General features: G+C 63.7%; 21 protein-coding genes. 18 read left to right on the top strand and 3 right to left on the bottom strand.

The genetic code is table 11. The features are described from left to right. Positions 1-138: 138 nt before the first annotated feature. Together KYK83_RS15155 and KYK83_RS15160 are read right to left on the bottom strand one after the other, a co-directional pair. Positions 139-390 (bottom strand): AlpA family transcriptional regulator, encoded by a 252-nt coding sequence (locus tag KYK83_RS15155; RefSeq protein ID WP_222828894.1) that lies wholly within the window; start codon positions 388-390, stop codon positions 139-141. A 49-nt stretch (positions 391-439) separates the two neighbouring features. Continuing rightward, positions 440-901, bottom strand: coding sequence for a transcriptional regulator (locus tag KYK83_RS15160; RefSeq protein WP_222828895.1), 462 nt, complete (start codon positions 899-901; stop codon positions 440-442). Positions 902-1,249: 348 nt separating this feature from the next. Between KYK83_RS15160 and KYK83_RS15165 the strand changes: the two genes are divergently transcribed. Genes KYK83_RS15165 through KYK83_RS15250 form a run of 18 tightly spaced genes read left to right on the top strand, consistent with a single transcriptional unit; the run spans position 1,250 to position 19,233 of the window. Further along, positions 1,250-1,594: a TrbC/VirB2 family protein gene (locus KYK83_RS15165; RefSeq protein WP_222828896.1), complete on the top strand. Its 345-nt coding sequence runs from the start codon at positions 1,250-1,252 to the stop codon at positions 1,592-1,594. Positions 1,595-1,620: 26 nt separating this feature from the next. Continuing rightward, entirely contained in the window at positions 1,621-1,908 is a 288-nt protein-coding gene (traL, locus tag KYK83_RS15170; protein ID WP_007013892.1) for a type IV conjugative transfer system protein TraL, read from the top strand. Positions 1,909-1,920: 12 nt separating this feature from the next. Further along, positions 1,921-2,493, top strand: coding sequence for a type IV conjugative transfer system protein TraE (locus KYK83_RS15175; protein ID WP_007011019.1), 573 nt, complete (start codon positions 1,921-1,923; stop codon positions 2,491-2,493). After that, positions 2,493-3,251, top strand: a complete 759-nt coding sequence (locus KYK83_RS15180; RefSeq protein ID WP_222828897.1) for a type-F conjugative transfer system secretin TraK — start codon at positions 2,493-2,495, stop codon at positions 3,249-3,251. Before KYK83_RS15175 ends, KYK83_RS15180 begins: the two co-directional genes overlap by 1 nt. After that, positions 3,244-4,578, top strand: coding sequence for a TraB/TrbI/VirB10 family type IV secretion system protein (locus KYK83_RS15185; protein ID WP_222828898.1), 1,335 nt, complete (start codon positions 3,244-3,246; stop codon positions 4,576-4,578). Before KYK83_RS15180 ends, KYK83_RS15185 begins: the two co-directional genes overlap by 8 nt. Then, complete coding sequence (locus tag KYK83_RS15190; protein WP_222828899.1) at positions 4,575-5,465, top strand: DsbC family protein; 891 nt, start codon at positions 4,575-4,577, stop codon at positions 5,463-5,465. The genes KYK83_RS15185 and KYK83_RS15190 overlap by 4 nt, the downstream gene beginning before the upstream one ends. A gap of 5 nt (positions 5,466-5,470) precedes the next feature. Further along, positions 5,471-6,214 (top strand): conjugal transfer protein TraV, encoded by a 744-nt coding sequence (locus tag KYK83_RS15195; protein ID WP_222828900.1) that lies wholly within the window; start codon positions 5,471-5,473, stop codon positions 6,212-6,214. After that, positions 6,214-8,760, top strand: coding sequence for a type IV secretion system protein TraC (traC, locus tag KYK83_RS15200; RefSeq protein ID WP_222828901.1), 2,547 nt, complete (start codon positions 6,214-6,216; stop codon positions 8,758-8,760). The genes KYK83_RS15195 and traC overlap by 1 nt, the downstream gene beginning before the upstream one ends. Positions 8,761-8,792: 32 nt before the next feature. Beyond that, the gene (locus KYK83_RS15205; RefSeq protein WP_222828902.1) at positions 8,793-9,188 is read left to right on the top strand and encodes a hypothetical protein; all 396 of its coding nucleotides are present in this window, start codon (positions 8,793-8,795) and stop codon (positions 9,186-9,188) included. Beyond that, complete coding sequence (locus tag KYK83_RS15210; protein ID WP_222828903.1) at positions 9,185-9,592, top strand: TrbI F-type domain-containing protein; 408 nt, start codon at positions 9,185-9,187, stop codon at positions 9,590-9,592. Before KYK83_RS15205 ends, KYK83_RS15210 begins: the two co-directional genes overlap by 4 nt. After that, the gene (locus tag KYK83_RS15215) at positions 9,579-10,103 is read left to right on the top strand and encodes a S26 family signal peptidase (protein WP_222828904.1); all 525 of its coding nucleotides are present in this window, start codon (positions 9,579-9,581) and stop codon (positions 10,101-10,103) included. Before KYK83_RS15210 ends, KYK83_RS15215 begins: the two co-directional genes overlap by 14 nt. Then, complete coding sequence (gene traW / locus KYK83_RS15220; protein WP_222828905.1) at positions 10,100-10,744, top strand: type-F conjugative transfer system protein TraW; 645 nt, start codon at positions 10,100-10,102, stop codon at positions 10,742-10,744. Before KYK83_RS15215 ends, traW begins: the two co-directional genes overlap by 4 nt. Then, positions 10,741-11,769, top strand: coding sequence for a conjugal transfer pilus assembly protein TraU (gene traU / locus KYK83_RS15225; RefSeq protein ID WP_062902908.1), 1,029 nt, complete (start codon positions 10,741-10,743; stop codon positions 11,767-11,769). The genes traW and traU overlap by 4 nt, the downstream gene beginning before the upstream one ends. Beyond that, positions 11,766-12,530 carry a type-F conjugative transfer system pilin assembly protein TrbC gene (gene trbC, locus KYK83_RS15230; RefSeq protein ID WP_222828906.1) on the top strand — a complete coding sequence of 255 codons (765 nt, stop codon included), beginning with the start codon at positions 11,766-11,768 and terminating at the stop codon, positions 12,528-12,530. Before traU ends, trbC begins: the two co-directional genes overlap by 4 nt. Next, positions 12,527-14,248 carry a conjugal transfer protein TraN gene (locus tag KYK83_RS15235; RefSeq protein ID WP_222828907.1) on the top strand — a complete coding sequence of 574 codons (1,722 nt, stop codon included), beginning with the start codon at positions 12,527-12,529 and terminating at the stop codon, positions 14,246-14,248. Before trbC ends, KYK83_RS15235 begins: the two co-directional genes overlap by 4 nt. After that, on the top strand, positions 14,229-15,065 hold the full coding sequence (locus KYK83_RS15240) for a conjugal transfer protein TraF (RefSeq protein WP_222828908.1): 837 nt from the start codon (positions 14,229-14,231) through the stop codon (positions 15,063-15,065). Before KYK83_RS15235 ends, KYK83_RS15240 begins: the two co-directional genes overlap by 20 nt. A 1-nt stretch (position 15,066) precedes the next feature. Next, the gene (locus tag KYK83_RS15245) at positions 15,067-16,491 is read left to right on the top strand and encodes a conjugal transfer protein TraH (protein WP_222828936.1); all 1,425 of its coding nucleotides are present in this window, start codon (positions 15,067-15,069) and stop codon (positions 16,489-16,491) included. A 39-nt stretch (positions 16,492-16,530) separates the two neighbouring features. Beyond that, positions 16,531-19,233: a conjugal transfer protein TraG N-terminal domain-containing protein gene (locus tag KYK83_RS15250; RefSeq protein ID WP_222828909.1), complete on the top strand. Its 2,703-nt coding sequence runs from the start codon at positions 16,531-16,533 to the stop codon at positions 19,231-19,233. 9 nt (positions 19,234-19,242) lie between these two features. Here KYK83_RS15250 and KYK83_RS15255 read toward each other — a convergent pair whose 3' ends face one another. Next, on the bottom strand, positions 19,243-19,470 hold the full coding sequence (locus KYK83_RS15255) for a hypothetical protein (RefSeq protein WP_222828910.1): 228 nt from the start codon (positions 19,468-19,470) through the stop codon (positions 19,243-19,245). Positions 19,471-19,562: the final 92 nt, after the last annotated feature.

The following is a 19,562-nucleotide window of genomic DNA, read 5'->3' on the forward strand; positions in this document are numbered from 1 at the left end:
TTCAGAAGTCTGGCCGTCCTAAGTCCGGCACGCTAACGTGGCGGCCCCACAAAGCAGTCTGTCGACACCTCATTCTTGCGATGCTTCGCAGCCATCCGAGCGGCCAGGCCCGAACTTCGCACGGCAATCCAATAATGATCAACTTCCGCCTTTCGCAATTTCACTAATCCATTGATCGATTTCCGCTTCGACCCAAACCGCGCATTTGGGTCCGAGCGAGCGCGACTTGGGAAAACGGCCTTCGCTCATTCGCTGGTAGATGGCCGAGCGGCGCAAACCGACCCGGTCGATAACTTCGGGCAATCTCAACAACCGCGCCGGTGGCGGGGATGGCGGTAGCGCATTGCTTTCTCTTGAGCGATCGTCGTTGTGCTGGGGTTGTGGTTTCATGATCGCTCCTGTCGGGTCAATTTCTCGGTCCCCTCCGAGGTGAACTGGATCAGTGCGGCAGCGCCATCGAAATGTCGCGGTTGGCAATATCATCGATGTGCTTGGCAAGCATGCGGGCGACGAGCTGTGAAGTGCCGTTCGCCCACCGGGGTCGCAAATCTTCCACGCGTCGCCCAAGCGTGCGTTCGAGCTGACCTGGCAAGGCCGTGAAGAAGTCCTCGAGAAACTCCCCCATTTCGCTGCGCATCCATTCGCAGGCGAGATCCTCCTGACCAGCCAAGGCCAGGATCATGCTCGCGCGGGGAAAGGCGCCGCACACGTCGAGAACGCGCGCGGCCTCATCAAGTCCGATCGGCCGATCGCCGCGCATGACACGAAGCAGGGTCTCGCGGTGGATCCCGACTTCTCGTGCGATCTGGTGCTTGGGCTTGTCAGACGACTCGATTGCATGGGCAAGAATGTGCGCGAGGCTGGTGTTGGCTTCGCCTCGGAATGGCGCGGGCTGGTGCATCGACAAAAACTCCAACGAAGAGGAACTGAGTCGTAGCCATATCGCGCGTGATCCATGTAGGAAAATGAAAAGAACATTTACGGAACATCTCGTTTCTAGGCGAATCATACCCTAGGCCCGAGTCGCCGACAATCACCGCCACGCTTGTCGGGATTCGTCGACGTTGATTAACAGATAAGCCGCTGTTTCTGGGTGTTATCGCCGACGCCGGCCAATTAATGCGTCCATATTCGTCCGCCACTTCAGCCCTAGCGGCAATCCGACTTTCCTACATCGATTTCCTAGATGCATGTGGAACACACAGCGAACGAAAGAACGCTGGGTTCACCCCTCCAGATGGAGCTCCATATGCAGTCTCTCACCCTCTCCCGGCGTTCCGGCGCCATCAATCAGAAGCCCTCGAAGTTCGGGCGGGCCATGACCTTTGCGGTACCGCTTGCGGTCGCAGCACTGGCCGCAAGCGCCGCCTACGCTGGCGCCGACACGACCTTCACCCCTGCCCTCACGAAATTCACCGATTTCCTCGAAGGCTCGGGCGGCAAGATCATCACCGTCCTCAGTCTTGCAGGCGGCCTCATCGGTCTCGCCTCGGGCCGGTTCTCGCTCGGACAGGTCGCTGTTCCTGTCGGTGTCGGCATCGGCGTCGGCACTGGTGTTCCGATCGTCACCTCGGTCGTCACCGCGGTCATCTGACGCATCGGACGGGAAGGCGCGTCGCCATGGCAGACCCATATATCATCCCACGTCGGCTCGACGATCCGGAGCTCATCGGCTTCTGGACCATCGACGAGTTCGCCGGGATGCTCATCCCCTTCACCTGGGGGATCCTCAGCCAGCATATCTTTATCGGCATTATCGTTGCCTTCGGCGCCTGGTTCGCGCTGCGAAAGGCAAAAGCAGGACGCGCCAGCTCCTGGGTAGCCCATGCCGCCTATTGGTATCTGCCGGCCGGATTGCTGGGCCTGAAATCGACGCCGCCTTCCCACTGCCGCCTGCTTGCCGGTTGAGGGGAGATATCCATGTTTGCCGACATTTCACACGAGCGTCAGCAGTCGCTGCTGCGCCAGCGCAACCTCTTTGCGCTCACCAGCGCCGGGCTTGGCATTGCGCTCGTCGTAGCGGTCAGCCTTGCCGCCACCCGCGACCGCGAAGTCGTGCTCCTGCCAACGCTCCCCAAGCAGCTCACCGTCAGCAGCGCGGGGGTCGAGGCCGACTATCTCGAACTCGTGACCCGCGATGCCGCGCTCGTCTTGCTCAATCGCAGCCCCGAGGGCCTCGACTACTGGATGGACGAGATCCTGAAGCTCGCCGATCCGGCAAGCTACGGGCGCCTCAAGGCCGATCTCGTCCGGATTGTCGAAGAGCAACGGGGTTCGGATGTCACCCAGGCCTTCGTCATCCGCTCGATGACCGTCGACCCCAAGGGGCTGACTTCCGATGTGACGGGCACGCTCAAGACCTTTGTCGGCGCCCAGGTCATCGCGAGCGACGAACGCCGTTTCCGCTTCAACTGGACCTACCGGGGCCTGCGTCTCGCGCTGTCAGGCTTCAGCCAGTTGCCCCCCAAAGACCCAACGAAGGAGGCCCAGTAATGGCTTACCGACGCAAGACGCGCGCGTGGAGCCTGGCTCTTTGTGCCAGTACCATCCTCGCATTTTCAGGGAGCGGCGCGCAGGCCGCCGACCAGTTCAAACAGGCTGCAGACGGAGCGAGCATCGAATGCGCTGTGTCGGCCCGCGAGCTGACGCGCTTCGCGCTCGTCGACGACCAGTTTGCCAGCGTGTCGAAGATCTCGACCGGCACGCCCTACAACGATTTTGCGGTCACCAACGAACCGCTGCGCGGCGACATTTATGTGTCGGTGCCCGAAACCTATGCGGCCCGCTCGATCAGCTTCTTCGCCACGACCAAGAAGGGCTTCGTCTACAAGGTTTCCTGCCAGATCGAGCCTGTCCCGGCAGTGCAGGTCTTCATCACCAACCCGGCGATCGCGACAAACAAGGCATCTGGCTGGGAAAGCGAAACGCCGCTGGAGACGAGCGCGGTGCGCCTGATCCAGGCCATGGCCAATGACCGGACGGTTGATGGCTTTGAAGTCAGGCAATCCTCTGCCCTTCCGGCACGGGTCGGCGATCTCGAGATCCAGCTCGTCGCCGATTACCGCGGCAGCGCGCTCGCCGGAAAGGTCATCCGCCTGGCGAACCGTGGCCGCAAGCCGCTGACGCTTGCCGAAGCGGATCTCGCGTCCTCCCAGACACTCGCAATCTCGATCGCCCAGCCCACTCTCAAATCGGGAGAAAGCACGGTCGCCTTCATCGTCGGTTCGAACGGAGGGTTGGGCCATGACTGATGCTCCCTCGATCTCAACCCCGGCCCAGGCCGATCCGGCATCGCCGTCGCCAGTAACCAGCCTCAACGCGAAGACCGCCCGGCGGCAGAAGCTTCTGCTTGGCTCCTTGGGCGCACTCGCGCTTGTCGGCGGCAGCTGGTTCATCCTGGGCGGCGACGACGGCGCGAAGAGCGATGACCCCACCGCCGCCCAGACCATCGATACGGCAGGGCTCATCAATCGCGACCTTTCGCAGCGCGAGTTCGTCGCGACTTACGGCAACCGTCTCGATGCCGTCACCCGCGAGCAGAAGGCCATGAAGGACGCGAGCCTCCCGCGCGAGGAAATCGAATCCCAGCTGGCTGCGCTCAAGGCTGAGAACCAAGCCATGCGGGTCGACGGCCAGGCCGCGATCGATGCGATCTCCGCTGAGAACGCGGATCTCAAGTCGCGCCTTGCCAGCCAGTCCGCCCCGGCAGCCGCAAGCCTGCCGCCACCGGCCTATGGCCCGCAGGCGGGTGGCTACGATGCGCGCGGTCGACCGCTTCAGCCTGCTCCCGCGGGTGCCGCGTTGGGCGCGAGCGAAACCGGCCTGCCTGGTCCCGGCGAAGTCAAACTCATGAGCTTCACTTCTGACAAGGCTGGAGCCAGCGGCCTCAGGGCGGCTCGCCCCGAAGCGCCGCCGGTGGTGGTCGAGGATTCGCCGGACTATCTCCCGCCCAATTCCTATGCTCCTGCCAAGGTCATCGTCGGCGTCGATGCGTCGGCGGGCGTCGCGAGCCAGACCGATCCGCTTCCCGTGGTGCTGCGCATTACCGGTCCGGCGCGATCGGTCATGCAGAACGGCAAGGTTCTGACCACCCGGCTTCAGGGCTGCATCGTCAACGGCGCAGCGCGCGGCGATCTCTCGTCCGAAAAGGTCTATGTGAAGCTGGCGCGGATGACCTGCGACCAGCCTGGCGGGCGCGTCGCGGTGAGCGAGGTCAAAGGCTTCATCAGCTTCGCCGGAAAATCGGGCGTGCGTGGCCGTGTCGTCAGCCGCGAGGGCAGCCTTGTCAGCCAGGCCCTGCTTGCCGGGATTGTCGGCGGGTTCGGGCGCGGCTTTTCGGCGAACGCCAACAGCGTCTTCTCCGGCGTCACGACCAATGCCGATGGCACCCGCTCGAAGCTCTCTGCCGGCGACATCCTCGGCGGTGGGCTCGGCCAGGGCGCTGCGGATGCCGCCGATACGGTCAGCAAATATCTGATCGAGCGCGCCGAACAATACCAACCCGTCGTCGAGATGCCGACCGGCATCGATGTCGAGATCGTCTTCCTCGACGGCGTCTACGTGAGGAACTCCCAATGACCCCCGCCACAAATGATCCAACCCCCATCAAGCCGCGGCGCTGGCTGCGACCAGTGGCGACCGCTGCTGCCGTCGTCGCCCTGTCAGCCGCTACGGGTTGGGGCGTGGCCAGCCTCGCCTCCCCGGCTCAGGCTCCCAACACAGCAAAGGTGCGCGCCGCGCTCAAGCTACGCCTGCCGAAGACGCCGATCGACGCCATTACCTGCGATGGCCTTGGCGGCCTGTGCGAAGTCGCCTCGAAATCGACGCTGTTCTATGTCGATCGCGCGGCCAAATATCTGGTCATCGGGCGCATCTACGACATGGAGGCGCGGCAAGACCTGACGGCAGCCCGTCTCCTCGCACTCAACCCAGACTTGCTGGCTGCTGGCGGGGCACGGCGGAGCAATGCCAACGAAGAAAGCCAGCCAGCCCCGCGCGCCACCCCGCAGAAGGTATCGCTCGCCGGCCTGCCCGCGAACGGCGCGATCACCTGGGGACCAGCCAACGGCCCCAAGGTCGTCGTCTTCTCCGATTTCCACTGCGGCTACTGCAAGAAACTCGAAGCCGAACTGAAGGCGATCGGCGCGCGCGTCGAGGAGCGGCCCATTTCGATCTTCGGGGCCGACAGCCGCCGCGATGCCGAACGGGTGCTGTGCTCGCCTCGCCCCGAGGTGTCCCTCCATATGGCCTATTCGGGTCTGGCTCTCGCCAATCCGAAGCCGTGCGACACGAGCGGGCTCGATGCCAACGAGGCCTTTGCCAAGGCCCATGGCTTCAACGGCACGCCGGTGATCGTGCGCCCGTCCGACGGCGCGATCCTCGAAGGGTATCGCCCGGCTTCCGTTCTCCGCGAATTCCTCAAGCCCGCAAAAGCGGTCGCCCTCGCTCCGGCCAAGAAAGGATAATCGTCATGGGATTTTCCTACCGTATTCTCGCCTCTGCCTGCCTTGCCGTGCTGACCAGCGGCTGCGCCACCTTCGGCACCAATATCGAAGGCGATTTCACCTGTCGTGCCCCCAAGGGCGACTGCGCACCCAGCCAGGTGATCGATGCGCGCGCTACCAAGGATTTGTCCGCGACCGGACAGGTCCAGGACGGCCTGCGTCCTCCGGTCCCCGTCGCTTCGGGCGATCAGGGCCGCACCTCCGAGCGTACGCTCAGGATCGTCTTTCCGGCGCACATCGATGAAACCGGAACGCTGCACGACGATGCTGTCGCCTGGGCGGTGGTCGAAAATCCGCGCTGGGCCGCAGAACTGCGCCGCAAGGCAGGCGAGGATACCACCCCGCCGCTGATGCGGCAGCTCAGGCGCCAGTTGAAGGCCGCACAGGCCAAGAGCGATCTCCTGGAGGAAACCACCGGCCTTCCCCTGGCCGAACAGCCTGAAGCCGAGACGTTCGATCTCGGTCAGCCCTTTCAGCCTTCGTCCTCGCTCGAGGACATCCCCTCTGCCTCGCCGCTGGTCCTCCCCTCCACGGCGCGTGAGGCGGTTGCCGGTGCGAGCGCACCGGCGGTCGAGGGGTTCGACATGGCGCAGCCCCCGCATGATCGAACCCCTCGGCCCTCTGCCGACAAGGCCCCGCTGGTCTACCCGACAATCGAGGCGATCGAGGCCGCCAAGAACGCCGCCAAGGCACAGAAGGAGCCCAAGTGATGGCCGAGAAGCTCAAGACGATCGTCGACAGGCTCCTTACCGGGCTTCTGGGCGATGCCGAGCACGCCGAACATGACCGGCCTGCCCTGATGCTCGATCTGCTGTCGGACTGGCTCCCGTACCGGGTCTATGATCCGGCGAGCCGGCTCTATTTCAACGCGCGCTCGAAAGGCTTCGTGCTCTCGGTCACTCCTCTGATCGGGGCGGACGAACGCACCGGCGAAATCCTCGGGTCGTTCTTCTCCGAAGGGCTTCCGGCAGGCGGCTGTCTCCAGGTCCTGCATCTTGCATCCCCGCGCATCAGCCGGATCGTCGCACCCTGGTTTGCGCCGCGCTATGTCCAGGGCGGGGTCTACGAGGCGATTGCCCGTCACCGCGCACGTCGGCTCTACGGCCTTGTCTGGGAATCGGGCTCGCAGGACGCGCCCTTCCACGCCCGGCACCATCAGGTCATCGTTTCGGTCGGTGTGCCTGCGGCCAAGGCGGTCAGCAACGAGGAGCTCAAGCAGACCCGCGACGGCCTTATTGCGATGTTGAAGTCGCTCAACCTGGGCGTCGCCGAAGTCGAGCCGCAGCAACTGATCGCAATCATCGACGACCTGACCTCGCCGACCACCGCACCGCAGGACGATGCCGTGCCCTACAATCCCAACGACGCGATCGCGGCCCAGGCGATCCGGCACGATATCGAGCTCGTCATCCACGAAGACCGGATGCGGCTCGTCACCGAGCGGTTTCGTGCGACGGGCAAGATCGAGGATGGCGTTCCCGAGATCGGCACGGTCTACCCCGACGCCTTCGACATGCGGCATTTTTCCTCGCGCAACATGCCCCAGCGCTGGGCGCCGTGGGAATGCGCGCGGCTCATCGGCGACATGTTCACCGACAAGCTGCGCTTCCCCTGCCCGGCGGCGACGATGCTGTGCCTCGTCTATCCCGACCAGGAAGCCGCTTCGGCCAAGGCCGGCTTCAAATTCATGCGCACGACGAGCCTTGCCGGCACGCGCAGCGCGCGTTTCCTGCCCCGCATCGGCGAGCAGGCAGCCGAGTGGCAGCACGTGCAATCCGAGCTGCAGGAAGGCCGCCGTTTGGTGCGGGTCTTCTATGGTCTGACGACCTACTCCCCGCTCGGCCGCGGAGACCGCGACGAACGCGCGATCAAGTCGATCTACAAGGCGGCGGGCTGGGATCTTGCCGATGAGCGATACCTGCAGATCCAGGGGCTGCTAGCGGCCATGCCGATGACGCTGGCCGATGGGCTTGGCGCGGACATGGAGCGCCTCAAGCGCTTCAAGACCGTGCTGTCGACGACAGCGGCCAATATCGCTCCCATGCAGGGCGAGTATCTCGGCAGCGTCCATCCGCACCTGCTGTTCGTGGGCCGGCGCGGCCAGCCCTTCTTCTGGTCGCCGTTCGAGAACGATGCTGGCAACCACAATGTCGCGATCTGCGGCAAATCCGGCTCGGGGAAGTCAGTGCTGCTGCAGGAAATGTGCGCCGCGCTTCGCGGGGCTGGCGCGCAGGTCGTGGTCATCGACGACGGACGCAGCTTCGAGCATTCGGTGAAGCTGCAAGGCGGCCGGTTCGTCGAGTTCACGATGAAGGCGGGCTTCTGCCTCAATCCCTTCTCGATGATCGATGGCGAGCGCGCGGCCGAAGACGAGGACTACCGGCTCGACTGCTTCGGCATGGTCAAGGCGATCGTCGGCCAGATGGCGCGGCACAGCGCAAAGCTTAACGACACCGAGCGCGGCCTGATTGACCGGGCGGTCAACATGGTCTGGAGCGAACGGGGCGTCGATGCCTCGATCACCGGCGTCGGCGAAGCACTGGCGGGGCTCGGCAATGAAGCCGCGAGCGATCTCGCCACAGCGCTCGCGCCATACATGGCCGGCGGCACCTATGGCGCCTTCTTCGAAGGCCAGGCGAGCCTCGATCTCGACAGCGATTTCACCGTCTTCGAGATGTCGGACCTTGCCACCCGCGAGGAACTGCGCAGCGTCGTTCTCTCGGCGATCATGTTCATGACCAGCCAGGCCATGACCCGCAGCTCGCGCTCGGTGAGGAAGCTGCTGCTGATCGATGAGGCGTGGTCGATGCTCAAGGGCGGCTCGATGGGCGAGTTCGTCGAAACCTATGCCCGCACCTGCCGCAAATATGGCGGGGCGCTGGCAACCGCGACGCAGTCACTCAACGACTATTACAAGTCCGATGGGGCGACCGCTGCGCTCGAAAACAGCGACTGGATGCTGATCCTCCAGCAGAAGCCCGAGACGATCGCCGATTTCAAGGCGTCGAAGCGCCTCGACATGGACGACCGCACCGAGACCCTGATCCGCAGCCTGAAGCGTTCGGGCAGCGACTATTCGGAAGTCTTCATCAAGGGTCCGGAGACCGAAGCGATCGGGCGGCTCGTCCTCGACGACTATTCGGCGACGCTGTTTTCAAGCTCGCCCCAGACCTTTGCCGCGATCGATGCCGAAATTGCGCGCGGCCATCAGCTTGCCGACGCGATCGAACGGATCGCCTTTGCCAATCGAATCTGACTTCTCCCTCCATCCAAGGACACCCAAAACCGATGCCACTCCATCTCGTCACGCCGATCGACCGGGCCCAGAAAGCCCGTGCCGACAGCGACAACCTCGACCTGCCGGCCAGGGGCTGGCGCTCCCATGCCGCCGACCTTTGCTACATCGTGCTTCGCGGCAGCACCTTCCTCGCCTCGAGCTACCTCATGGCGCTCGGGCTCCCGCTGCTCTTCTTCCTTCTGATTTCCGGCGGAGATGCCGGGGTCTTCTTCGCCCATCTCGCCAATATTTCGGACCGTTTCTTGGGCGCCGAGCAAGGCCGCCAGATCGGCTTCCTCGACGAGTTCAAGTTCGTCCTCATCGGTGTCGCCACGCTCGTCGTGGTCTGGCGCCTGCCGCGCTTCATCAACGATCTCGAGCGCGAGCTTTCGGGAGAAAAACTGTGAAGAACATATTGGCAACACCGTCTCTGCGCGGCCGCATGGGTGCGGTGAACTGGACCGCCGTCGCGCTCGGTTTGAGCATGGTCGGCTCGGCGCTCTGGGGTGTCTGGGCCACCGACAAGCTGCTCGCGCTCGACAAGCGCGAAGTGGTGACCGTGCAGCTGAGCCGCATCATGGGCGACTTCATCGAAGCCGAGGCGCGCGCAGGCCGACCGCCCGAAGAAACCAAGATGCGCGTCCAGGCCTATCTCCAGGCGGTCGAAGCCTCGGTCGAACATCTGGGCCGCGAGGGCCGCACGGTCCTTGTCGCCGAAGCGGTGGTGGCCGGCAGCACGCCTGATCTCACCGAAGCCGTGCGCGCCGATGTCGCGCGCCGCGTGGGAGCCATTCCCGATGCGCGCCGCTGATTTTGTCCTCCACTCGCCAACCGGCCGGCGCCTCGCGCTGTGGGCAGGGCTCGGCGCGGCTGCGCTCGCGCTCACCTCCCTCGCCGCCTTCTCGAAGGACCATGCGCTGATGATCAACGCCAGTCCGAGCCTGCCTTACTGGGCGATCTGGCTCGATCGCGGCGCGCTGCCACAGCGCGGAGAGATCATTCTGTTCGATCCGCCCGCCTCGCCGCTGCTCGAAAGGCACTTCGGCAAGAAGCCCAGGCCGTTCGGCAAGAAGGTGAGCGGAATGCCCGGCGACATCGTGACCGAGAAGGAGCGCAGCTTCTTCGTCAATGGTCGCAAGGTTGCAGTAGCCAAGCAAGCAAGCCGTTTCGGCGAGCCACTGGCGCTCGGTCCGACAGGCGTGGTGCCTCAAGGCTGCTATTTCGTCACCACCGCGCACAAGGACGGTTTCGACAGCCGCTATGCGGCGATCGGGTGGATCTGCGCCAGGCGCATTCTCGGGGTCGGGAGGCCGATCCTGTGACACCGCTGCGCGCCGCCCCATTCCTCGTAGTTGCTCTTCTGATGGCCGCGCCGGCAAGCGCCCGCGACTACGGCCAGCAAGGCACGGTCTGGTCCGTGATCGAGCCTGACCTGCTCGAGCAAATCCATGCGCGTCTCACCCATCTCGAGAAGACCGGCGAGACGGCCAAGCTCAACGAGGAGCTGAAGCGGCGCACGATCGCGCGCGTCAACCGCCCTGAGCCAGTCGCGGGGATCAATGCCGCGGCGGCGGCGCGTAGCTGGCGGTTTGATCCGACGATCAGCGTGGAGCGCGACATTGCCGACGACAAGGGCCGGGTGATCGTCGCCGCCGGAACACGAGTTAATCCGCTCGACACCGTACCGCTGCGTGTGCCGCTGGTCTTCCTCGACGGGGATGACCCCGAGCAGCTTGCCTGGGCAACCCGGCGCTATGCCAGCACCAAGGCCAAACTCATCCTCGTACGCGGCGCGCCGCTTGAACTGATGAAGGCCCGCCAGCGCCGTTTCTATTTCGACCAGGGCGGCAGCCTCGTGAAGCATTTCGGCATCCGCGCCGTGCCCGCAACCGTCGAGCAGCAGGGCCGCGTCCTTATAATTACCGAGCAGCCGGTTCGACCCAAGGAGCGCGCATCGTCATGAGCAGAAAAAATCGTCTTCTCACATGGATATGCTGCGCGCTCCTTGCCTGTAGTCTGAGCCTTGCTGCCGCTTCGCCAGCGCAGGCATCTGCCGGTCCGGGCCGCTGCACAGGCAAGTTCGTCAATCCGATCACGGACATCTGCTGGTCGTGCCTGTTTCCGATCTCGGTCGGCGGCCTGAAGATCTGGCCGTCGAGCCGTCCCGACACGAGCAACCCGGCGCTCCCCGTTTGCCTCTGCGGTTTGCGGCCGGGCATCGCCATGGGCTTCTGGGAACCGGTGCGGCTTGCCGACGTCAGCATGAAGCCCTGGTGTTTCGTCAATCTCGGCGGGATGAAACTCGATCCCGGTTTCGACATCGGGTTCAAGTCGATGGCGGGTCCTTCGGCCGTGGGCGGCGCGACGCAATACAATTCGCAGTGGCATGTCCACTGGTATGCCTATCCGCTGATCTACTGGATGGAGATCGTTGCCGATTTCCTGTGCCTCGAACAGGGCTCGGTCGACATTCTCTACATCACCGAGATCGATCCGCTCTGGCAGGACAGCGAGCTCACCGCGATCATCAATCCCGAAGCGGTTCTCTTCGCCAATCCGCTCGCGCTTGCGGCCTGTGCGGCTGACTGCGTTGCTGCGACGGCCAAGCTCCCGACCGACGAACTCTTCTGGTGCGCGGGATGCCAGGGCAGCATGTATCCCTTGAACGGGAATGTCTCGGCGACGATCGGGCACGTCCAGGCATCGCGGCTCGCCCTCGCCCGCTTCTCCTACAAGCTCCACCGCGAACTCGTCGCCTGGGGCACGATGGGCAGCAAGGGGCTCTGCGGCAAGTATCTGATGCCGGTGATGAGGAAGCAGCAATACCGCTTCCAGGCCACCAATCCCAATCCGCAGACCAAGGGCCGCTACGCCTGCGCGCCCATTGGCGCCTCCACCACCTTCATGTCGGCAGGCCAGGTCTATCCCGCCATCGGCGAGGACATGGGCTATCTGGTCTGGCGCAAACGGAACTGCTGCGCGCTATGAAAATACTCCCTCATCTCCTTGTAATCGCGTCGATCACTGGCACCGCCGCTATGGCGGGAGCCGCAGCGCAGACGAGCGAGCCGGAGCTCGATCTCGAAGCGATACGCGCCCGCGCCAAGGTCGAGGCGAGCGAAGCCGAGGCGCTTGCCGCCAGCGCCCGCGCGCGCGCCGAGGCGGTCCTGAGCCAAGCCAATGACAGCGCCGCCGACGCCCAGGCGCACGGCAAGCGCTACACCGAGCAGGCGGCAAGAACCGCGCGGCCAGAAAGTGAGGACGTCTTCGACTTCGACAAGATGGTGGCCGACGCGGGCACCATGGCCAGCGAGGGCTTGGGTGAAGCACCCCGCTTCATCGCCTTCGCTTCGCTCTCGATGCCGCCGGCAGCCTTGCGCGCCATGGCGGACGACGTCGCCCGCGCAGGCGGTGTGGTCGTGCTTCGCGGGCTGCCAGGAGGCAGCGCCAAGACCCTGACTGCGGCGCTCGCGAAAGTCGCAGCGGACGGCGGCAAGCTCGACGCGGTCGGCATCGATCCGCGCCTGTTTCGCGCCTTCGGGATCGAGGCGGTCCCCACCTATGTGGTGACCAGCAGCGATTTCGATCTCTGCGATGGCTTCGATTGCCGGACCCAGGTTCCGCCCCACGACCGGATGAGCGGTAATGTCAGCGCGTCCTATGCGCTCGAAACCTTCGCCCAAGGCGGCGGTCCCGGCGCGCTCCTCGCATCCCAGCATCTTGCCCGCCTGCAACGGAGTGACCCATGAAGCGGCTTCTCCTCCCCCTTCTCTGCCTCGCCTGCGCCTGTCTGCCGACAAGCATCTCGGCTCAAACCACGACCGATGCCGCCAAGGAGGATGGCAAGGCGTTCGGGCGCGACAAGGCGGCTGCAGCGCAGAGCGCAGCGACAACCGCTCCGGATGCAAACCGCGTTCCCAATTTCGGGGGTGTGCCGAACCAGTCGGGCTATTTCGACGATCCAGACCGGATGGCGCGTGAAGCCGCGAGCCAGGCAACGGCGAACACCGGCTACCGGACCATGCGCGATTCCATGGATCGCCGTGCGCAGTTCGCGCCCCAGGACCTCGATGCGGTTGTCGCGCGCAGCGATGTCATCAACGACGATCCGCTCTCCTACACGAGCGGCATGAGCATCAGCGGGAGCCAGGGCCGCTGCATCCCCCTGCCTCCTGGAACCGCGACGGCAGCGCGCTACATGGCGACCTGCAATGTCGGCTATACCGCGACCCAGGAGAGCAGAAGCTGTCCGGTGACGCTGAATGCCACGATCGAGCAGCGGCAGGTCTATGGCTACTACTGCGTCGGCGGGAGCGGCGTAGATCCGGCGTCGATCTACAATTGCAATCGCTACCCGGCGCCGCAGTGCACGGTCACGCAGTCCTATCCGATCAATCTGTGCGACCCCAACCTCGGTATCTACTGGGGCTGCAACTCTGGCGACCTGCGCGTCGATCTCGTAAGCTGCACTGCACCGGTCGATGGCGCGACGCCCTACACCGTATCCGGCGAGAACGTCGTCACGACGAGCCGAGATGAAAGCCAATGCGCGGGTCTTGCTGCGGACAATTCATGTCAGCAGGACACCGAGACCTGCACCGACAGCGATCCTGTCACCAGGATCGTCGACGGGATCGCAGTCACCCAGCCCTGCTGGGCATGGTCGCGCAGCTATACCTGCGCCCAATTTACGCAAGCTCAGGACTGCCAGACGCTGGAAAGCACGCCCGGCTGCTCGCTGGTGCGCGAAGACTGCCTTTCGGGGGAGCCCTGTCGAACCTGGGAGCGGGTCTACGACTGCCCTGTCCCGGACCAGCCTGCCGATACCAGCCAGTTCATCTGCGACGGCGACGTCTATTGCATCGATGGCTCGTGTGAGACGATCGAGCGCGAGGCCAATGACGAGTTCAAGGACGCAGTCGTCGCGCTCAACGCGATGGACCAGGCACGGCGCGAGTTCGATCCCGACACGCTCACCCTGTTCAAGGGCACGCGCAATACCTGCTCATCCAAAGTCTTCGGCGTGCTCAATTGCTGCAAGGGCAAAGGCTTCCCGCTCATTCCGGGTATCCAGCTGCTCGTCGCGCTCGGCTGCAGCCGCGAGGAAATGCTGCTTCACCAGCGCGATGCGCAGGGCCTGTGCGCCTATGTCGGGACCTATTGCTCGGACAGCTTCCTGGGCGTCTGCCTCACCAAGAAGAAGGTCTATTGCTGCTTTGAATCCAAGCTTTCGCGGATCCTGCAGGAACAGGGCCGCCAGCAGCTGAACAAGCCATGGGGCAAGCCCAAGACCGAGCAGTGCCTTGGCTTTACCATCGACGAGTTTTCGCGGCTCGATCTCTCGAAGATGGATTTCAGCGAGGTCTACGCCGAATTCACCGACGCCGCGCGCCTGCCCGATGAGCTCCAGGTCGCCACCGAAATCCAGCAGAAAATCGAGGACTATTATGCCCGCGCCAGCCAATAAGGCCGCCCGGCGGCTGCTTGCCGCCTGCCTCTTGCTCACCGCTGTTGCGCCCGCGCTCAGTGCTCCGGCACACGGCCAGGAACCGCCGCTGGTCACGACCAGCGACAGCCAGGACAGCTTCTACTGCGAGGAGCGACGCCTTGGTTACTGGTTCTATTGCACCAGGCCCAAGCCGCCCGAAGGGCAGGAGGAGACATCCGAGCCTGCTCCGAGTGCGACGAGCCAGCTCGATGCCATCACGGCAAATCTGCGCGAACTGAAAGCCAAGGCGATCCTCGAGCCGACGCAGGCCAATGTGACGGCCTATATCCGCTTCCAGCGCGCCCAGCTCGACCGGGCATCGCTGTTCAGCGATGTCTGGCAGCGGGCGATCTGGCAGGATCCTGATCTCGACTACACGCTCCAACGGCCAGTCTCGACGCTCGGCAAGCGCCAGTGGCAGGACTCGCGCAATGCCGAGCGCAATGCGGTCATGGCGCAGCTGTCCGAACGCTACGGGCTGTTCTACTTCTTCGCCCAGAGCTGCGGCGCCTGCGAAGTCATGTCGCCGATCGTCCAGAGCGTCGCTTCGACCTGGCACATCACGGTGCGCGCGATTTCGACCGACGGCGGCCCCTCACGCCATTTCCCGAATTACACGGTCGAGACCAATCAGCGCAGCCGCATGGGGCTCGAGCCCAAGGTCACGCCGGCGGTGGTGCTCTGGGATGCCGCCAAGGGCCAGCCCATCCCGATCGGCTACGGCGTGATGAGTGCCGACGAGCTTCAGGACCGCATTTACCTCCTCACATCGAAGGAAGCCGGACGTGACTACTAGGATGAAACGTGCCGTCGCCGCGATCCTCGCGGCCAGCCTCCCCCTTACCAGCGCCTCGGCCGATGTCGGCAGTTCGATGGACTCGTTCCTCAATGATGTTGGCGGCGCCGCCAACGTCAACGGGCCGACCGCGTTCGAGGGTCAGTCGGCAGGCTATTACAGTCTCGGCAACGTCTGGACGCGCTTCCCGCAGAAGACGACCAACATTGCCAATCTGCAGCTGCCGCGCGCCCGCGCGGGCTGCGGCGGCATCGACATCTTCGCCGGATCCTTCAGCTTCATCAACGCGAGCGAGATCGTCGCGATGCTGAAGGCTGTCGCCAACAATGCGGTCGGCTTTGCTTTCAGCCTGGCGATCGACACGGTCTGCCCGGAATGCTCGAAGATCATGCAGGAGTTCAGCCAGAAGGCTCAGCTCATGAACAACCTCAACATCAATTCCTGCGAAATGGCGCAGGGGCTGGTGGGCGGCATCTGGCCCAAGGGCGATCTGGCCGACAAGGCGATCTGCGAGGCGATCGGAAATTCGGAAGGTATCTTCACCGACTATGCAGCCGCCAAGCACGGGTGCGGCACTAAAGGCCAGCGGTCGAGCACGACGGCGCAGGGCTCGGGCAAATATGACGACGTCAATCCCGCCGTGGCGAGAAACTACACCTGGACGATCCTCAAGAAGTCCGCATTCTTTTCGCCGAATGGCACTTTCGACGAGGAACTCGCCGAATATGCAATGACGCTGTTGGGGACGATCATCTACGTCCCGCCCAAGGACGACGAGCCGGGCAAGTTCGTGCCGATTGTCGGGGAAGCGTCCTCGACGCTGGTCACCTCACTGCTCGATGGGACGAGTAACGGAAACGTCCTGATCTTCGACTGCGACGAGCCGGACAAGTGCCTCGATCCAGGCTTCAAGTCGCTGAGCCTTCCCGCATCGAAGGCGCTGCGCCCGCGGGTTGCAGCCCTGATTGCCGGCATGATCCAGGCGATCCATGACGACACCGCGATCACCGACGCGCAGAAGGAACTGCTCCAGGTTGCTTCGATCCCGCTCTACAAGATCCTGACTGTCCAGGCGGCCTATGGCCGCGGAATGCCGACCGACGATCGCGAGACGCTGGCGGAGATCGCCAGTGTCGATCTTCTGTTCGCCGTCCTCGACCGGATCGTCAGCGAAGCGGGCCGCTCGATGTCGAGCTTCATCGGCGCGGACGAGGCCAAGATCGCGATGTGGCAGGGCCAGGTGAATGTCGTTCGGCAGGCACTCGCCGACAGGCAGGCGAACACGCATCTGAAGGTCAACGCCATCATGCAGATCATCGAAAAGACCGCGTTCATCGAGAACGTGCTCGCCGCATCGATGTCGCCCGGCATGGCCGCCTCGCTCGACTGGTCGCGCGGCGTGCAATCGCGCGCCCTTACCCACTGATCCCTTTCAGCGCGCCGAAAGCGGCGGGAGCCAAGCATCATGGTCGAGATTTTCACAGTTGGCGGCGGCGACTACCTGGTCAATGTTTTCCAGGCGGTCGCCGCCTGGACAGGCAATGGGGGCTACAAGAGCCTCCTGCAGGTTGTCATGGTCATGGGGCTTGGCCTGTCCGCCATCACGCTGGCGTTCAATCAGGACTGGCGGGCCTGGATCAACTGGTTCCTCGGCGCGAGCCTGATCTATTCGTGCCTGATGGTGCCGCGGCTCGACGTCCATGTGACCGACCGGCTCAACCCCAGCCTCGCGCCCGCCAATGTCAGCAATGTGCCGCTGGGGCTTGCGCTGATGGCGAGCTTCACGAGCCAGGTCGGCGACTATCTGACTGGCTCTGCCGAGGTGGTGTTCGGGCTGCCGGGCGATCTCAACTACTCTAAGAATGGCATGATCTACGGTGCGCGGCTCTACGATGCCACGCGCTCCTTGCGCATTTCCGACCCGGAATTTGCCGCCAATCTCGACGAGCATTTCCGGCAATGCGTGTTTTACGACGTGCTGCTTGGCCGATATTCGATGAAGGAACTCGCCGAGACCAGCGACATCTGGACGACCATTGCGCCCGGCAGTCAGGCGCGGGCCCAGCGCTTCCTGACCCGCGACACCGGGACCGGTCATGTGACTTCGAATATCATCACCTGCCGCGAAGCCTATGATGCGCTGAACGCGCAGTGGGCCGGACTGATCGACGGCATGGGGACGGTCTTCGGACGCCAGCTCTATCCCAACCAGACCGCCGCCCTCGCCAAGGCCAAGCTTTTTGCTGACCTGCCGGTGGCTTACCAGTACCTCACCGGGGTCTCGGCCAATGCGACCGAGATCTTCAAGCAGATGCTGACGATCAACGCGATGAGCCAGGCCATGCATTCAATGGCGGCAACGAGCGGCGCGGGCAACGTCGACGTCTACGCCCAGACGCGTGCGGATATCCAGACCGAGCGGACCTATGGCTCGATTGCCAGCAACGCGATGAAGTGGGTGCCGCTCCTCAATGTCGTGCTGACCGTGCTCTTCTACGCCCTGTTTCCGGTCCTCTTCCCCCTGTTCCTGCTGCCCAAGACCGGGCCGCTGGCACTCAAAGGCTATGTGACAGGTTTCTTCTACCTGGCGGCATGGGGACCGCTGTTCGTGATCCTGCACATGATGCTGATGTACAAGGGCGCCGCGGACATGAGCGCGGTTGCTGGAAGCAGCGGGCTCAGTCTTGCAAGCTTCACCGGTATGGCCGATGTGAACAGCGATATCGGCCTGCTCGCAGGCTATCTCATCGCCTCGGTGCCGTTTCTGGCCGGCGGCGTCGCCAAGGGCGCAATGGCGATTTCGCACCATGCGACAAGCTATCTCAATCCGAGCCAGAACGCGGCCGAGGAAGCGGCGCGCGAGGCGAGCACGGGCAACGTCTCGCTGGGCAATACGAGCTTTGAGAATTCGAGCGTTCTGACGCGCCAGTTCGCACAAGGAACGATCGCGCCAAGCTTCGCCTATGGCGCGGCGCAGACCCGGACATTCAGCGATACGGGCTCGATGACGACGAGTTTTCCCGAAGCCAGCTACGATCAGCTTCCGAACTCTAGCTATCCCTTCACGCCCAGCCTCGGCCAGGAGTTCACTTCACGCCTGTCGACAATGGCATCGCAGGCCCGCTCGAACAGCGAGAGCTATGCGAACATTGCGACGGAAACGACCACCAGCGCCGTCACGAAGTTCCGCGAGCTGCGCAGCCAATTCAGCCGCGGATCGGCTTTCGAGAGCGCAACCGGCACATCCAACTCCGACAGCATCCAGACCGCCTTCAACGAGGTCGACCAGGCATCGACAAACCTCCAGCGTCAGTTCGGCCTCTCACGAAGGGCCGCTGACGACATTTCGACCGCTTGGTTCCTTGGGGGCGAAGCGGGCGCTAAAGCTGGGGTTACTAACGGTGTGCTTTCCGCAAACGTGGGGGCAAAGGCTGGCGGAACTCGCACTTGGACAGACAGCGACATCGGCATCGCATCCGAGGACCGCTCGCGCATCTTCGGCAGCCTCGCGCAAATGTCGGACAGTAGGAACTGGTCGAGCACGCGCGACGGGTTTGTTCGCAGTGTCAGTACCTCGTCGAGTTCCTCGATCTCGTCGACCGCGAGCGGCATGAACGCTTCTCTAACCGAGGCCCAGAGTTACAGCCGCGAAGCACGGCGGGCTGAGGAACTGGCAAATCGCCTCGAAAGCCAGGCATCGTTCTTCGAAGGCAACAGCGCCGCAGGCAGCCTCAATCTGTCACAGGCGTATCGCGAATGGGGCTTGGTCGAAATCGAACGCAATCGCGACTTCTACGGCAATGTCCGCTTCGACGACCTGACCTTCCAGCTCAGTCCGGAAGGTCAGGCGCTGCAGGGCAAATTCATCGAAAGTTACGCTGAACAGCTGCGCGACGGGATCGAGGACAGGCTCGTACTGACGCCAGGACAGCCAATCTCGCGCCCTTCGGTCACAGGACCGGGATCTGTCAGAGGTCGTGCCCAAATCGGTGGAGGGGTCTCTGGAAACGTGCCGCAGGTAGACCCTGGCACCGTTCACGACGAAGTGCTGCGCGCTCAGGATGCCGGGCGCCAACGGATCCGCGGATCCAGAAGCCGCCTTGATACGGTTACCCGTGGCGCTCAGGGCGCAAGTGCAGAGTCGGCCGATGAAGTGAAAGAATGGTGATGAATGGATTCACCAGAGTCCGAACGACGCACCGGCAAGGAACAAAAACACGCCTAAAATGACAGCCAAGCCCGCGACAGTCAGCGTCCGTCCCCACGGGTCGGCCCAGGACTTCTTCATCCGATACTCCATCACGCGATTGTCACGGATCGCCTGATCGATTTCGGACAGCCCCTCCCACTTCGGAGTACGATGCTCAGCGTTGTCGATGTCAAACTTGGTCATGATCGCATTCATCTCGCTTCTCCTTAGAACATAGCAGAAACAAGGGCCCACGCCATAGAAACATGCCCCACGAGAGATGCGCAGCCTTTCCTCAGAACCTAGGC

It is taken from the genome of Qipengyuania pacifica, assembly GCF_019857205.1.
Lineage (GTDB): Bacteria > Pseudomonadota > Alphaproteobacteria > Sphingomonadales > Sphingomonadaceae > Qipengyuania > Qipengyuania pacifica.

Coding starts and splice junctions, on each gene's coding strand:
- KYK83_RS15155 (WP_222828894.1), bottom strand. CDS start 390: ATGAAACCACAACCCCAGCACAACGACGATCGCTCAAGAGAAAGCAAT.
- KYK83_RS15160 (WP_222828895.1), bottom strand. CDS start 901: ATGCACCAGCCCGCGCCATTCCGAGGCGAAGCCAACACCAGCCTCGCG.
- KYK83_RS15165 (WP_222828896.1), top strand. CDS start 1,250: ATGCAGTCTCTCACCCTCTCCCGGCGTTCCGGCGCCATCAATCAGAAG.
- traL (WP_007013892.1), top strand. CDS start 1,621: ATGGCAGACCCATATATCATCCCACGTCGGCTCGACGATCCGGAGCTC.
- KYK83_RS15175 (WP_007011019.1), top strand. CDS start 1,921: ATGTTTGCCGACATTTCACACGAGCGTCAGCAGTCGCTGCTGCGCCAG.
- KYK83_RS15180 (WP_222828897.1), top strand. CDS start 2,493: ATGGCTTACCGACGCAAGACGCGCGCGTGGAGCCTGGCTCTTTGTGCC.
- KYK83_RS15185 (WP_222828898.1), top strand. CDS start 3,244: ATGACTGATGCTCCCTCGATCTCAACCCCGGCCCAGGCCGATCCGGCA.
- KYK83_RS15190 (WP_222828899.1), top strand. CDS start 4,575: ATGACCCCCGCCACAAATGATCCAACCCCCATCAAGCCGCGGCGCTGG.
- KYK83_RS15195 (WP_222828900.1), top strand. CDS start 5,471: ATGGGATTTTCCTACCGTATTCTCGCCTCTGCCTGCCTTGCCGTGCTG.
- traC (WP_222828901.1), top strand. CDS start 6,214: ATGGCCGAGAAGCTCAAGACGATCGTCGACAGGCTCCTTACCGGGCTT.
- KYK83_RS15205 (WP_222828902.1), top strand. CDS start 8,793: ATGCCACTCCATCTCGTCACGCCGATCGACCGGGCCCAGAAAGCCCGT.
- KYK83_RS15215 (WP_222828904.1), top strand. CDS start 9,579: ATGCGCGCCGCTGATTTTGTCCTCCACTCGCCAACCGGCCGGCGCCTC.
- traU (WP_062902908.1), top strand. CDS start 10,741: ATGAGCAGAAAAAATCGTCTTCTCACATGGATATGCTGCGCGCTCCTT.
- trbC (WP_222828906.1), top strand. CDS start 11,766: ATGAAAATACTCCCTCATCTCCTTGTAATCGCGTCGATCACTGGCACC.
- KYK83_RS15235 (WP_222828907.1), top strand. CDS start 12,527: ATGAAGCGGCTTCTCCTCCCCCTTCTCTGCCTCGCCTGCGCCTGTCTG.
- KYK83_RS15240 (WP_222828908.1), top strand. CDS start 14,229: ATGCCCGCGCCAGCCAATAAGGCCGCCCGGCGGCTGCTTGCCGCCTGC.
- KYK83_RS15245 (WP_222828936.1), top strand. CDS start 15,067: ATGAAACGTGCCGTCGCCGCGATCCTCGCGGCCAGCCTCCCCCTTACC.
- KYK83_RS15250 (WP_222828909.1), top strand. CDS start 16,531: ATGGTCGAGATTTTCACAGTTGGCGGCGGCGACTACCTGGTCAATGTT.
- KYK83_RS15255 (WP_222828910.1), bottom strand. CDS start 19,470: ATGAATGCGATCATGACCAAGTTTGACATCGACAACGCTGAGCATCGT.